This is a genomic window from Sphingobium sp. B11D3A, assembly GCF_025961695.1.
In the GTDB taxonomy this organism is placed as follows: domain Bacteria; phylum Pseudomonadota; class Alphaproteobacteria; order Sphingomonadales; family Sphingomonadaceae; genus Sphingobium.
Window position 1 is genome coordinate 163,868 of record NZ_JAOQOE010000001.1, and the last position, 12,908, is coordinate 176,775.

Consider the following 12,908-nt stretch of genomic DNA (forward strand, 5'->3'; position numbering starts at 1 on the left):
AACTCCAGAGCGTCCGCCGCATAGGGAGGTAGACATGTCCGAACGGGAATCCATGCCCTATGACGTGGTGATCGTAGGCGGAGGCCCTGCAGGATTGAGCGCGGCGATCCGCCTCAAGCAGCGCGCCAAGGCGGCGGGCAGCGAGATCAGCGTGTGCGTGCTGGAAAAAGGCTCGGAGATCGGGGCGCATATTCTCTCCGGCGCAGTGATTGATCCCCGGGCGCTCGATGAACTGCTGCCGGAGTGGCGGACCAGCGACTGCCCGCTGGCGCAGGTGCCGGTCACCGAGAACCATCACTGGATGCTCAGCCGCTCGGGCAAATTCGCAATGCCGCATCTCCTGACGCCGGGGTTCATGCACAATAAGGGCACATATACCGGCTCCCTCGGCTCGCTGTGTCGCTGGCTTGCCGAGCAAGCGGAGGGGCTGGGCGTGGAAATCTTCCCCGGCTTCCCCGCCGCGGAAATCCTGTACGATGAAAATGGCGCCGTGAAGGGCGTCGCGACCGGCGACATGGGAGTCGCCCGCGATGGCACTCGCAAGCCGGATTATCAGCCCGGGCTGGAGCTTCATGCCCGCTACACGCTGTTCGCAGAAGGCGCGCGCGGCCACCTCACCAAGCAGCTCAAGGCCCGCTTCGATCTGGAAGCGGAGAGCGATCCGCAGACCTATGGTTTGGGCTGCAAGGAATTGTGGGACATCGATCCGGCCAAGCATGTGCCTGGCCGGGTGATCCACACGCAAGGCTGGCCGCTGACCGATGCCTATGGCGGCGGCTTCCTGTATCATCAGGCGAATGGTCAGGTGGCGCTCGGCTTCGTGGTCGGGCTGGGCTACAAGAACCCCTATCTGAGCCCGTTCGAGGAATTCCAGCGCTGGAAGCAGCATCCGGATATCCGCGCGGTGCTGGAAGGCGGCAAGCGCGTCTCCTACGGCGCCCGCGTCATCAATGAGGGCGGCTGGCAATCCATCCCGAAGCTGGTGATGCCCGGCGCGGCGCTGATCGGCTGCTCGGCCGGCTTTGTGAATGTGCCGCGCATCAAGGGCACGCATACAGCGATGAAATCCGCGATGCTGGCGGCCGACGCCGTGGCGGATGCGGTCGCCGCGGATCGTTCCGGCGATGTACTGGATGCCTACCCCGCCGCGCTGGACGAAAGCTGGATCGCCAAGGAGCTGAAGCTGGTGCGCAATGCCGGCCCGGCGCTGGCCAGGTTCGGCAATGTCGCGGGGACGCTGTTTGCCGGCATCGATATGTGGATGCGCACGCTCGGCATCGGGCTGCCGTTTACGCTGCGCAACAAGGCCGACCATACCAAGCTCTGGCGCAAGGATGCCGTTCACAAGATCGCCTATCCCAAGCCGGACGGGGTGTTCAGTTTCGATCGCCTCTCGTCCGTCTTCCTCTCGGGCACCAATCATGAGGAGGACCAGCCGGTCCACCTGCAGCTCAAGGACCCCGACGTGCCGATCCGCTACAATCTGCCGCTCTATGACGAGCCGGCCCGGCTTTATTGCCCGGCGGGTGTCTATGAAGTGGTAGAGGATGGCGCCGGCAACCCGCGCTTCCAGATCAACGCGCAGAACTGCGTCCACTGCAAAACCTGCGACATCAAGGACCCGACCCAGAATATCAACTGGGTGGCGCCCGAGGGTGGCGGCGGGCCGACTTATCCGAACATGTAGCTGCGCCTACACCCTCGCTGACGCATAGAAAAACGGGGCCGATCAAGGCCCCGTTTGTTCATCGATCATCTGGCGCGATCAGAGAGATCGGCGACCGGTGATGAGCTGGAATACGAACACCACGCCCGCGATCAGTAGGAGGATGTGGATCAAGCCGCCGCCGACATGCAGGACGAACCCAAGCAGCCACAGAACGATCAGAATACCGATGATGGTCCAGAGCATGGAGGTCCCTTTCAACACAATGTTTTGACGATAGGGAGACGGTTTTCGGACGGAATGGTTCCCGTCGCCCTCGGAGTGCGCGGCGTGCTCTTATCACGCAGCCAGCATATGTAGGCGAGACAGCGGCGTTCAGAGCGGCTAAGAGCGCGGCCGTGCTCACAGAAACCGCCTACGCCAAACTCAACCTTGCCCTTCATGTCCGCGCGCGCCGCGCTGATGGCTATCATGAGCTGGAGAGCCTGTTCGCTTTTTGCGCGGATGGCGACGGGCTGAGCGGCACGCTCCGCGAGGACGGCGAGATCGCGCTGCGGGTCGAAGGGCCGTTCGCTGATGGCTTGCCGACCGATGAGCGCAATCTGGTGATGCGCGCAGCGCATGCCTTGCAAGCCGTGACTGGCGGCCATCTGGGCGCCGATCTGCTGCTCGAGAAGCACCTGCCGGTTGCTTCCGGCATCGGAGGCGGCTCGGCCGATGCCGCCGCTGCGCTTCGGCTGCTGGTGCGGCTGTGGGACGTGCGGCCGATGGAGATCGATTTCCCGGCCATCGCCTCGGCGTTGGGCGCCGATGTGCCCGCCTGCCTTGGCTCGGCCACCGTATTCGGGTCGGGCGTGGGCGTCCGGCTGGAGACGATCGATCTCGATCTTGCAGAGACGCCCGTGTTGTTGGTCAATCCGCTGATCGCCTGCCCGACCGGGCCTGTGTTCGGCGGATGGGACGGCATCGACCGGGGCGCGCTGGATCCGCTGGCATGGGCGCGGGGCCGCAACGATCTGACGGCGAGCGCTATGGCTCTGGTGCCGGAAATCGAGGACGTGCTGGCGGTGCTGCGCGCGCAGCTTCCCCAAGTTGCCCGCATGTCCGGCTCCGGTGCGACCTGCTTTGCCGTCTTCGCGAGCGAGGCCGAGCGGGATGCCGCCGCAGACCGCATCATCGCCGACCATCCCGACTGGTGGGTGATGACCAGCCTGCTGCGCTGAACACGTGGTCTTTTGGCAGGCCGCAAACTGCGCTAGGCCTTGGACATGACTGCTGCGTTTCAAATCCTGGGCGATCCGTCCGCACCGATTCTGATCATCGCCGATCATGCCTCCAACCATGTGCCGGAGGATATCGATCTCGGTCTACCCGCTGCCGTGCTGGAGGAGCATGTCGCGGTCGACATCGGCGTCGCGCAGGTCGCGCGGCTGCTGGTGGATCAAGGCGGGTGTTGCGCCATCCTGGGCGGCGTCTCGCGCCTCGTCATCGATTATAATCGCGAGGCGGATTCGGCCGGGCTGGTGCCGGTGCATAGCGATGGCCACCATATCGAGGGCAACAGCACCGCCGAGGTCGCCGACCGCCTCGCGCGCTTCTACGATCCCTATCATGCCGAGGTCGCCGCGCTGGCCGAACAGGGGCATCGGCCGTTTCTGCTCTCGCTGCACAGTTTTACGCCGCAATTGCGCAGCCGGCCCGAGGAGGCCCGCCCATGGGACATCGGCGTGCTCTACAATCAGGACGATCGCGGCGCGCGGATCGCCATCCCACTGCTGGCCGCCACCGGGCTGCTGGTCGGCGATCAGGAGCCCTATTCGGGCAAGCTGCTCAATGCGACGATGAACCGCCATGCCGAGGCCCATGGGCGGCCCTATCTTGGCATCGAGATGCGGCAGGATCTGGTGAGCGACGGCGCCGGTCAGGCGCGGCTGGCGGGCATCATCGGGCCGGTGCTGCGCGCCTGCCGTGCGGCCTTTTCCTGAGAGCGGCTCGCAACAGGCGTGTTTTGCGCCCTCCATGCTTGCAAGCCGCCCCGCAACGGGCCTAGAGCGCTGCCCGCAGGAAGGTGAATGAAATGACCCACAGCTTCGACAAATCCAAACTCCCCAGCCGCTACGTCTCCGTTGGCGTCGAGAGCGCCCCCCACCGCAGCTATTATTATGCGATGGGCTGGAAGGAAGAGGATATTGCCAAGCCGTTCGTAGGTCTCGCCTCCGCCGGCAATGACAGCGCGCCGTGCAACACCACGCTCGATACGCAGGCCAATTGGGCGCGCGAGGGCGTGATGGCGGCAGGCGGCACGCCGTTCCGGTTCAACACCATCACGGTGACCGATGGCATCGCCATGGGCCATCAGGGCATGAAGAGCAGCCTCGTCAGCCGCGAGGTCATTGCGGACTCGGTCGAGCTCTCCGTGCGCGGCCACTGCTATGACGCGCTGGTGACCTTCGCCGGTTGCGACAAGTCGCTCCCCGGCATGATGATGGCGATGCTGCGGCTCAACGTGCCCAGCATCTTCGTCTATGGCGGCTCCATCCTCCCCGGCCAGTATAAGGATCGCGAGGACCTGACCGTCATCGACGTGTTCGAGGCTGTCGGGCGGTTCGCTGCCGGCAATTGCCCGCTCTCGGAAGTGACGGCCATCGAGAAGGCGGCCTGTCCGGGCCATGGCGCATGCGGCGGGCAATATACTGCCAACACCATGGCCTGCGTCGGCGAGGCCATCGGCCTGTCGCTGCCGAACAGCAACATGGTGCCGGCGCCCTACAAGAGCCGTCAGGAAATCGCCGTCGCGGCGGGCAAGCAGATCATGGAACTGCTCAAGATCAACCTGCGCCCGCGGGACATCTGCACGCGCGAAGCCTTTGAGAATGCCGCCCGCATCGTCGCGGCGACCGGCGGTTCCACCAACGGCGCGCTGCACCTGCCGGCCATGGCGAATGAATGCGGCATCGACTTCTCGCTGTTCGACGTGGCCGAGATCTTCAAGACCACGCCGTACATGGCTGACCTCAAGCCGGGCGGCAAGTATGTGGCCAAGGACATGCATGCCGCCGGCGGCATCTACATGCTCATGAAGTCGCTGGCCCAGACCGGCCTGCTGCACCTCGATTGCATGACGGTGACCGGCAAGACGCTGGGCGAGAATATCGACGAAGTGACGTGGAACCCTGACCAGAAGGTCATCTACGACGCCAAGACGCCGATCACGCCGACCGGCGGTGTCGTCGGCCTCAAGGGCAGCCTTGCGCCGGAAGGAGCGATCGTGAAGGTCGCGGGCATGAAGCGCCTGCAGTTCACCGGCATCGCCAAGGTGTTCGAGCGCGAGGAAGAGGCCTTCGCCGCCGTCGAGGCGCAGCAGATCGTGGACGGCGATGTCGTCGTGATCCGCTATGAAGGCCCCAAAGGCGGCCCCGGCATGCGCGAGATGCTCTCGACCACCGCTGCGCTTTATGGGCAGGGTCTGGGCGAGAAGGTCGCGCTCATCACGGACGGGCGCTTCTCGGGCGGCACGCGCGGCTTCTGCATCGGCCATGTCGGCCCGGAAGCAGCGGACGGGGGCCCCATCGCGCTGGTCGAAAATGGCGATACGATCAGCATCGATGCCGAGGCGGGCACGATCGACCTGCTGGTCGACGAAGCCGTGCTCGCCGAGCGCCGGGCGAAGTGGCAACCGCGCCAGAATGATTATCAGGCGGGTGCCCTGTGGCGCTACGCGCAGAATGTCGGCCCGGCTTGGCAGGGCGCGGTGACGCATCCCGGGGCCAAAGCGGAGAAGCATGTCTTCGCTGATATCTGATCCCATGGCCCTTCTCCTCGGGAGAGGGGCCTGGGCTGATGCATCCCTGCGTCAGTTGCGGCGCCACCGACGCTTATTTGCTCAACGCCGTGTTCCTGCGAAGGCAGGAGCCCAGGGCGCAAGCAACCGTCCTGACCACCCTAGGCTCCTGCCTTCGCAGGAGCACAGTGGTGGATCAGGAAACCTACGCTCTCCGCGATGCAGCCGCCAATGACCGCCGCGCCCATCCTTACCGTCGCCCAGATGCGCGCCGCCGAACAGGCGCTGTTCGACGCCGGGACGGACTCCTATGCTCTGATGCGCCGGGCCGGCGAGGGCGCTGCGGAGGTGATCTTCCGCGCTGGCGCGATGCGCGATGTGCTGGTGCTCTGCGGCCCCGGCAACAATGGCGGGGACGGCTTCGTCATCGCCCGTGCCCTGCGCGATCTGGGCGTGCCCGTCCGCGTGGCGGCGCTGGGCGAGAGCGGAACGGACAGCAGCCGCAAGGCGCGCACCGACTGGGGCGGCCCGGTCGAGGATATCATGCTTGCCGAACCGGCGACGCAGTTGGTGGATGCGCTGTTCGGCATCGGCCTCACGCGCGGCCTGTCGCCGGAGCTGGCGGCGCGGCTCGGCGCCTTGGTCGATGCCGCGCAACTGAGCTACGCCATCGACGTCCCGAGCGGCGTGGAGAGCGATGCCGCGCTCGCGCTCTCCCCAGTGCCGGTCTTCACCCATTGCCTCTCGCTGGGCGCTTGGAAGCCCGCCCATGTGCTGATGCCGGCGCTCGGCTTCGCGCAGCAGCGCTGGCTTGTCGACATCGGCATCGACGCGCCGGCGGATGCCGCGCGGGTTCTTCAACCGCCATCGATCCGGCCTCCGGCCCGTGATGCCCACAAATATCTGCGCGGTCTGGTCTGCGTTGTGGCCGGCGCGATGCCGGGCGCGGCCGCGCTGGCGGCGGAGGGGGCGGCGCACAGCGGTGCTGGCTATGTGCGGCTGATCGGGCAGACTGCGCCGGCCAGTCCCCAAAGCCACGCCATTGTGTGCAGCGAGCATTTCGAGGTGGATCGGGCCAAGGCGCTGCTTGTCGGCCCCGGCCTTGGGCGCAATGATGCCGCATGGCGCACGCTCCTCACGGCCTTGACCGCAGGGGTGCCGACCGTCGCCGATGCAGATGCCTTGTGGCTGATGGGCACGCGGGGTCCGGCGGAAGCACCATCCCCTGCTATCGTCACCCCGCATGAGGGCGAGTTTCGCCAGTTGTTCGGCGAACGCTCCGGCAACAAGATCGATCGCACTCGCGCGGCGGCGGCCGATATCGGGGCCGTCGTCGTCCACAAAGGCGCGGACAGCGTGATCGCCGCGCCCGATGGACGCTGCGTCGTCGCCCCGCCGGCTTCGTCATGGCTCTCCACCGCCGGCACGGGCGATGTGCTGGCCGGCTTGTGCGCGAGCCGTCTGGCGGTTACGGGCGATGCCTTCACCGCTGCCTGTGAGGCCGTCTGGCTGCATGGCGAGGCTGGCCGCCGTGCCGGCGCGGGTTTCATTGCCGACGATCTTGTCGGTTGCCTTCCTGCTGCCCTTGCGAGTGCCTCATGACCAGCCCCGATCCCGATCTTATCGTCCGCATTGCCGCGCGAGGCGATGGCGTGACGGCGGATGGCCGCCATGTGGCGCTGAGCGCGCCGGGCGACCGTCTGCGCACCGATGGCAGCATCGAGGCCGGGCCGCATCACGTCACGCCGCCATGCCGGCACTTCCCGCAATGCGGGGGCTGCCAGCTCCAGCACCTGTCGGGTGAGGCCTTCACCGACTATGTGCGCGATCGCGTGGCCGGCGCGCTGGCCGGGCAGGGACTGAGCGCGCAGGAGGTCGCGGCGCCGCACGTCTCGCCGCCACATAGCCGTCGTCGGGCCAGCCTGCGCGCGCTGCGGCTCGGCAAGCGCGTCCAGTTCGGCTTCTCGGAGCAGGGCAGTCACAAGCTTATCGATCTGCGCGAATGCCCGGTGCTGGACCCGCGCCTTTTCGCGCTGGTCGCCCCGCTGCGTGCGCTCTTTGCGACGATGCTGCCGGATCGCCAGCCCGGCGAGGCGGATCTGACGCTGGTCGATCAGGGCGTGGATGTCGTCCTTTCAGGCCTGCGGGTCGATGGCCTCGCGCATACCGAAGCGCTGCTCGAGTTCGCCCGGGAGAACCAGCTCGCCCGGCTCATCCTGATCGATGACGATGCCCCGATGACCATCTGGGAGCCGGAGCCGGCGACGGTGCGCTTCGGCGATGTCCTCACTGGCTACCCGCCACGCGCTTTCCTGCAGGCGACGCAGGACGGGGAGGCGGCTCTGGTCGCCGAGGTGCGTCAGGCATTGGGCGGCGCGGCGATGGTGGCCGATCTGTTCGCGGGGCTCGGCACCTTCGCCCTGTCCATCGCCAATGATGTGCCGGGGCGGAAGGTCTATGCGGCGGAGGCCGCCCGCGATCTCGTGATGGCCCTGCGCGGCGGCGGCAATCGCCTGCCCGGCCGCATCTTCCCGGAGCATCGCGACCTGTTCCGCCGTCCGCTCACCCCGGCGGAACTCAACCGCTTCGATGCCGTCGTGCTCGACCCGCCCCGCGCCGGCGCGCGCGACCAGGTGGCGCAGATCGCGGCCTCACAGGTGGCGCTGATCGTCTATGTCTCCTGCAATCCGGCCAGCTTCGCGCGGGATGCGGTGATGTTGGCCGAGGCAGGCTACCGCATCGAGCGGGTGAAGCCCGTCGGCCAGTTCCGCTGGTCGACCCATGTCGAGCTGGTCGCGACCTTCAGGCGCTGAGCCGTAGCGCGGCGAGCAGGCCGTTGACGGCCAGCACCGCCAGCAGGATCGACGAGAGGAAAAACAGGCTGGCGCGCACCGGAATGGTGTTCACCTTCGCTTGCCACACGCTGTGGACGATGCGGATGCCCACATAGGCCCAGGCGAGGGCGATGTTGGCCGTCGTGCCCTGGCCGAGTAGCGCCAAGCCGATCGCCGTCGCGTAGAAGATCGTCGGCTGTTCCATCAGATGCGCATAATTGTGCGCCGGCCAGTTGATCTCGCGCGGCAGCATCCGGTCGAGATCCTGCCCACGTCCGCCGCGTGCCTGCTCCGGCGAGATTTTGAGCTTGCTCAGCGCCGGGAGCCGCAGCGCGACCATCCAGATGAGCATCACGATGGACCAAAGCACCAGCGCAAACACCGGCACCAGCAGATTGACGGACATGAAAAAGCCTCCCCGAAACTTGTCCGGAGAGGCTGTCTCATTCTGCCAGGCTTGGCAATCCGCTTTAGCGGCGCAGTTGCACCACGTTGGACTGCTGCGGGACGGGCTCTTCCTCGCGGTAGAGGCTGGCCATCGGCTCGTCGGCGACCTGTGCGACGCTCTCCGCGCCGAAGCCGTTGAAGTCGGTGCGCATGGCATTGCCATAGGCGCCGAGCATCCCGATCTCGATATAGTCGCCCACACGCACGTCCGCAGGGAGCATGAACGGGCCGGCCATATGGTCCATGTCGTCGCAGGTCGGGCCGTAAAAGCTGAAAGCTTCCTGATCCGCCTCGTTGGCTTCCGCGCGCAGCAACTGCACGGGAAAGCGCCAGCCGAGATGCGCGGCATCGAACAGCGCGCCATAGGCGCCGTCGTTGATAAACAGCTCGTTACCGCGGCGCTTTTCCACGCGCACCAGCAGCGAGCTATATTCCGCGCACAGCGCCCGGCCCGGCTCGCACCACAGCTCTGCCGAATAGGAAATCGGCAGGCTCTCGAAGGCGCGGTGAATGGCCGAGAAATAATGGCCGAGCGGCGGCGGCTCCATGCCGGGATAGGTGGAGGGGAAACCGCCACCCACATCCACAATGTCCACCGTCACCGATGCATCGACGATCGCGGCGCGCACGCGCTCAATGGCCTGCACATAGGCGTGGGGCGACATCGCCTGGCTGCCGACGTGGAAGCAGATGCCGAGCGCATCGGCGGCCTGACGGGTGGCCTGCAGCAGCTCACGCGCATCGGCGAGATCGCAACCGAACTTGGAAGCAAGGCTCAGCTTGCTGTGCTCGGAGGAGACGCGCAGGCGCACGCACAGCTCAAGGTCCGGCGCGCCACGGGTGGCCCGCACGATCTTCTCCAGCTCCTCGAGCGAATCCAGCGAGAAGGTCCGCACGCCATGCTTGAAATAGGCCTCGCGAATGGCTTCCTCGGCCTTCACCGGATGCATGAAGCAGAGCTTGGCCTGCGGCAGCGTCCGCGCGACCAGCCGAACCTCGGCAATGGACGCGACATCGAAATGCGTGATTCCAGCCGCCCACAGCGTTTCGAGCAACGCGGGCGAGGGATTGGCCTTGACGGCATAGAGCGAGCGCCCCGGGAACTTCGTCGAGAAGTATCGAGCGGCGCGGGCAGCTGCCTGCGGGCGAATAAGCGTTACCGGTGCTGCCGGTTTGAGGGAGAGAGCTACCCCCAGCGCGCTATGATGCTTGTACAACTCAAGGGACCTCCAGTGGATTGCAGTCGAAAAGAGCTGCCTTGCGGTGGAAGTCCCATGGGGCAGCAGGGGTGCGCATATATGACCTGTGGCCCCCCCTGTAAAGATCGGGGGTCAAAATTGAGTCACGCGCTGCGGCGCGGGAAAGTCGCGGAAAGTCTAGCTTTTGGAATGGCGCCGTTGCGGCGGCTCACTTTCGGCACAGGATCGGGCGTGTCGCAGACAGGCCGGATCGGGGCAAGGCAGGTGCGACGAGTCGAGTCTGCGCCTGAATGCGCTTCAACCAGCGCCGCCCTCACGCATCACGATCTCGCTCAGGAACCGCTCCACCCGCCGCGAGAGGGTGCTGGACGAGTCGCTCAGATCATGAGCCGTCCGCGCCAGATCCTGCGCCCCTTCGGTCGCCGACCGCGCATTGCCGCTGATCCGCACGATATGCGCCTCAATATCCTTGCTTGCCGACGCTGCCTGTTCGGTGCCGGCCGCAAGGTGCAGGGAGAGCGCGCGCTGGGCGCTCACGGTTGCGGTCACGCCATCGGCAATCTGCTTGACGCTTGCGATCACGTCCTCGAGGCCCGCCTGTGCGTTGCGCACGGCAGCGACCGTGCCGCGCACCGTGACGGCATGGGTGCGGATGCTCTGCGCAGCCATACCGGTCTGCTGGGCCAGCGCGCGTACCTCATTGGCGACGACGGCAAAACCGCGCCCGGCTTGCCCAGCTCTCGCGGCCTCGATGGACGCGTTGAGCGCGAGGAGTTTGACCGAGCGTGCCAGCATTTCAATGGTGGCGGTGACGGTCTCGATGGATTGCGTCGCCTGATCGAGCGCCTGCGCCTGCGCGGCGCTGGCGTCCACGCGGGTCACCGCTTCGGCGGCCACGGTGCGCGCCTGCTCCGTCTCCCAGTCGAGCCTGCCCAGCGATCGCACAAGCGCGGCGCTGGACCGCGCCACCTCGTCCATCATCGCGCCGGTCTGGCTGGCGGCGGTGAGCACATGCAGAGCGTGGTCGGTATTGTCCTGGCTGCGACTGGCGGTGCCCGTGGCATTGCGCTGGAGCAGGGCCGCCATGTCGCCGAGGGTGTTCGAAAGGCCCTGAATGTCCTGCTCGAAGGAAGCGCTCACGCTCCGCAGTCGCGTCAGTTCCGCGTCGCGGGCACGGAGCTGACGTACCTCCTGCGCGTTCACTGCGGCAAAAATGGCGGCATTGGGAACGAAGCCAGCATAGCGGCCCCCGCGCGTCACGATGATCGCTTCCTTGCCACCGTCGCGCGCGTGGACGGCGAGCAAGCCGGCAAGGCCCCGGTCCATCTCGACCACCGGGCAGCGTTGCATCCGTTCGCCAAAGGCGATGGTGATGCCGGGATTGCTTAACAGGGCATAGCCATAGGGATTGAAGAGAATATTGCGGACATCCTCCTCATAAATGGCGCCCACCGGCCGATCCGCCTCATCGACCAGCGGGAGAAGCCGCAAGCCCATATGCTGGCGAAATACCGCCACGATCTCCATCGACGAGGCGCCCTGCCGCGCCTTGATCTGCGCGCTGCCCGGCATCCGCAGCCGGGCGACAGCGTCCTCGTCATCCTGTCGGTCGATCTGGAAAGAGGGCGCATGCATCATGCCACGCCTCTAGAAGCGGGACGGTAAAGTTTTGGTTATCCAGCTGGAACGAGACGAGGAAATTCAAGGGCTTATTGTGACAGTTTTATGTCATTTCCGTGTCAGCTCAGCCGACTCTTGAAGTCCTCATAGCTGAACTGGCGGATTTCCTGCAGTTCGTCCGTCTCGCTGTCCCACAACCAGATGGAAGGCAGCGGCACGCCGTTGAAGGTGTTGGTCTTCACCATCGAATAATGCGCTTGATCGAGGAAGGCGATGCGCCGGCCCGGCTCGGCGGGGACAGGCAGGGCATAGTCGCCGATGATGTCGCCGGCGAGGCAGGATGGGCCGCCCAGCCGCACCAGATCGCCGCCGGGTTGCTCGCCGAGCATGGCCGGACGATAGGGTGCCTCGATCACGTCCGGCATATGACAGGTCGCGGAAATATCCACGATGGCCACCGGCATGCCATTGTCGATCACATCGAGAATTTCGCCGACCAATATGCCCGCGTCCAACGCCACGGCCTCGCCCGGCTCCAGATACACGTCGAGCCCGGTCTCACGGCGGACCTGCTGGAGGAAGGCGACCAGCTCATCGCGCTGATAGTCGGCGCGGGTGATATGATGGCCACCGCCGAAGTTCAGCCATTTGAGTTGCGGAAAGAAGCGCTTGAGGCTCGGCTCAACGGAGGCCCATGTCCGGCCAAGCGGCACGAAATCCTGCTCGCACAGCGTATGGAAATGGATGCCGTCCACGCCCTCAAGATGCTCAGGGAGAAGCTGGTCGATGGGGAAGCCGAGCCGGCTGTTGGGCTGGCAAGGATCGTACTTCGCCACCTCGCCCTCGGCATGGAGGGGGTTGATCCGCAAGCCCACGTCGAAGCTCATGCCCTGCGCGCGCTGCGCATCGAGAATGGGCCGAAAGCGCGCATGCTGGCCGGGCGAATTGAAGATGATATGATCGGAGAGCACGCAGATCTCGGGCAGGTCGGCCGCCTTGTAGCCGGCGCAATAGGTCGCGACCTCGCCCTTCTCATCCAGCCCGGTATATTCCTCGCGGCCCAGTCGGGCCTCGTAGAGGCCGGAGGCGCAGACTCCGTCGAGATAGGCCGAGACAGTGGGCCCGAGCGACCACATGGAGAACGCCTTGAGCGCCGCCAGCATCTTGATGCCGCCCCGATCCCGTACGTCCTTGAGGATCGTCAGATTGCGGCGGATGGCGGCCGCATCGACCACGAAAGCGGGCGAGGGCACGCGATTGAGGTCGAAGCGCGCAAAGGCGCCGGGGTCGCCGGCTCGGGTTTCCATGGGGTCTGCTCCGCTCAAGTCATGTCATGGCGCGGCTGCGAGCGCCGCGCCTTC

11 protein-coding genes are annotated in these 12,908 nt (G+C 66.0%); 6 read left to right on the forward strand and 5 right to left on the reverse strand.

Going from position 1 to position 12,908, the window contains the following annotated elements; translation table 11 throughout:
• The first annotated feature begins 34 nt into the window (after nucleotides 1-34).
• The gene (locus M2332_RS00815; protein ID WP_264572584.1) at nucleotides 35-1,687 is read left to right on the forward strand and encodes an electron transfer flavoprotein-ubiquinone oxidoreductase; all 1,653 of its coding nucleotides are present in this window, start codon (nucleotides 35-37) and stop codon (nucleotides 1,685-1,687) included.
• A 78-nt stretch (nucleotides 1,688-1,765) separates the two neighbouring features.
• Here M2332_RS00815 and M2332_RS00820 read toward each other — a convergent pair whose 3' ends face one another.
• On the reverse strand, nucleotides 1,766-1,912 hold the full coding sequence (locus M2332_RS00820) for a lmo0937 family membrane protein (RefSeq protein WP_181559368.1): 147 nt from the start codon (nucleotides 1,910-1,912) through the stop codon (nucleotides 1,766-1,768).
• Between the two features lie 152 nt (nucleotides 1,913-2,064).
• Between M2332_RS00820 and M2332_RS00825 the strand changes: the two genes are divergently transcribed.
• The 5 genes from M2332_RS00825 to M2332_RS00845 all read left to right on the forward strand — a co-directional run bounded on the left by M2332_RS00825 (nucleotide 2,065) and on the right by M2332_RS00845 (nucleotide 8,260).
• On the forward strand, nucleotides 2,065-2,889 hold the full coding sequence (locus M2332_RS00825; protein ID WP_264572585.1) for a 4-(cytidine 5'-diphospho)-2-C-methyl-D-erythritol kinase: 825 nt from the start codon (nucleotides 2,065-2,067) through the stop codon (nucleotides 2,887-2,889).
• Nucleotides 2,890-2,934: 45 nt separating this feature from the next.
• A complete protein-coding gene (locus tag M2332_RS00830; protein WP_264572586.1) occupies nucleotides 2,935-3,651 on the forward strand; it encodes an N-formylglutamate amidohydrolase in 717 nt (238 codons plus the stop codon).
• A gap of 92 nt (nucleotides 3,652-3,743) precedes the next feature.
• Nucleotides 3,744-5,468, forward strand: coding sequence for a dihydroxy-acid dehydratase (gene ilvD / locus M2332_RS00835; protein WP_264570052.1), 1,725 nt, complete (start codon nucleotides 3,744-3,746; stop codon nucleotides 5,466-5,468).
• A gap of 210 nt (nucleotides 5,469-5,678) precedes the next feature.
• On the forward strand, nucleotides 5,679-7,049 hold the full coding sequence (locus tag M2332_RS00840) for an NAD(P)H-hydrate dehydratase (protein WP_264572587.1): 1,371 nt from the start codon (nucleotides 5,679-5,681) through the stop codon (nucleotides 7,047-7,049).
• The gene (locus tag M2332_RS00845) at nucleotides 7,046-8,260 is read left to right on the forward strand and encodes a class I SAM-dependent RNA methyltransferase (RefSeq protein ID WP_264572588.1); all 1,215 of its coding nucleotides are present in this window, start codon (nucleotides 7,046-7,048) and stop codon (nucleotides 8,258-8,260) included. Before M2332_RS00840 ends, M2332_RS00845 begins: the two co-directional genes overlap by 4 nt.
• On the opposite strand, the gene M2332_RS00850 is transcribed toward M2332_RS00845, so the two are convergent.
• The 4 genes from M2332_RS00850 to M2332_RS00865 form a co-directional block, all read right to left on the reverse strand.
• Nucleotides 8,250-8,687 carry an MAPEG family protein gene (locus tag M2332_RS00850; RefSeq protein ID WP_264572589.1) on the reverse strand — a complete coding sequence of 146 codons (438 nt, stop codon included), beginning with the start codon at nucleotides 8,685-8,687 and terminating at the stop codon, nucleotides 8,250-8,252. The genes M2332_RS00845 and M2332_RS00850 overlap by 11 nt on opposite strands.
• Nucleotides 8,688-8,751: 64 nt before the next feature.
• Nucleotides 8,752-9,945 carry a type III PLP-dependent enzyme gene (locus M2332_RS00855; protein WP_264572590.1) on the reverse strand — a complete coding sequence of 398 codons (1,194 nt, stop codon included), beginning with the start codon at nucleotides 9,943-9,945 and terminating at the stop codon, nucleotides 8,752-8,754.
• A 279-nt stretch (nucleotides 9,946-10,224) separates the two neighbouring features.
• Nucleotides 10,225-11,565: a methyl-accepting chemotaxis protein gene (locus M2332_RS00860; RefSeq protein ID WP_264572591.1), complete on the reverse strand. Its 1,341-nt coding sequence runs from the start codon at nucleotides 11,563-11,565 to the stop codon at nucleotides 10,225-10,227.
• Nucleotides 11,566-11,666: 101 nt separating this feature from the next.
• Complete coding sequence (locus M2332_RS00865; RefSeq protein ID WP_264572592.1) at nucleotides 11,667-12,854, reverse strand: carboxynorspermidine decarboxylase; 1,188 nt, start codon at nucleotides 12,852-12,854, stop codon at nucleotides 11,667-11,669.
• Nucleotides 12,855-12,908 lie beyond the last annotated feature (54 nt).

Excerpts from the sequence above, each read along its gene's own strand:
- M2332_RS00860 (WP_264572591.1), bottom strand. The coding sequence starts at position 11,565 with ATGATGCATGCGCCCTCTTTCCAGATCGACCGACAGGATGACGAGGAC.
- M2332_RS00820 (WP_181559368.1), bottom strand. The coding sequence starts at position 1,912 with ATGCTCTGGACCATCATCGGTATTCTGATCGTTCTGTGGCTGCTTGGG.
- M2332_RS00850 (WP_264572589.1), bottom strand. The coding sequence starts at position 8,687 with ATGTCCGTCAATCTGCTGGTGCCGGTGTTTGCGCTGGTGCTTTGGTCC.
- M2332_RS00845 (WP_264572588.1), top strand. The coding sequence starts at position 7,046 with ATGACCAGCCCCGATCCCGATCTTATCGTCCGCATTGCCGCGCGAGGC.
- ilvD (WP_264570052.1), top strand. The coding sequence starts at position 3,744 with ATGACCCACAGCTTCGACAAATCCAAACTCCCCAGCCGCTACGTCTCC.
- M2332_RS00830 (WP_264572586.1), top strand. The coding sequence starts at position 2,935 with ATGACTGCTGCGTTTCAAATCCTGGGCGATCCGTCCGCACCGATTCTG.
- M2332_RS00840 (WP_264572587.1), top strand. The coding sequence starts at position 5,679 with ATGACCGCCGCGCCCATCCTTACCGTCGCCCAGATGCGCGCCGCCGAA.
- M2332_RS00865 (WP_264572592.1), bottom strand. The coding sequence starts at position 12,854 with ATGGAAACCCGAGCCGGCGACCCCGGCGCCTTTGCGCGCTTCGACCTC.
- M2332_RS00815 (WP_264572584.1), top strand. The coding sequence starts at position 35 with ATGTCCGAACGGGAATCCATGCCCTATGACGTGGTGATCGTAGGCGGA.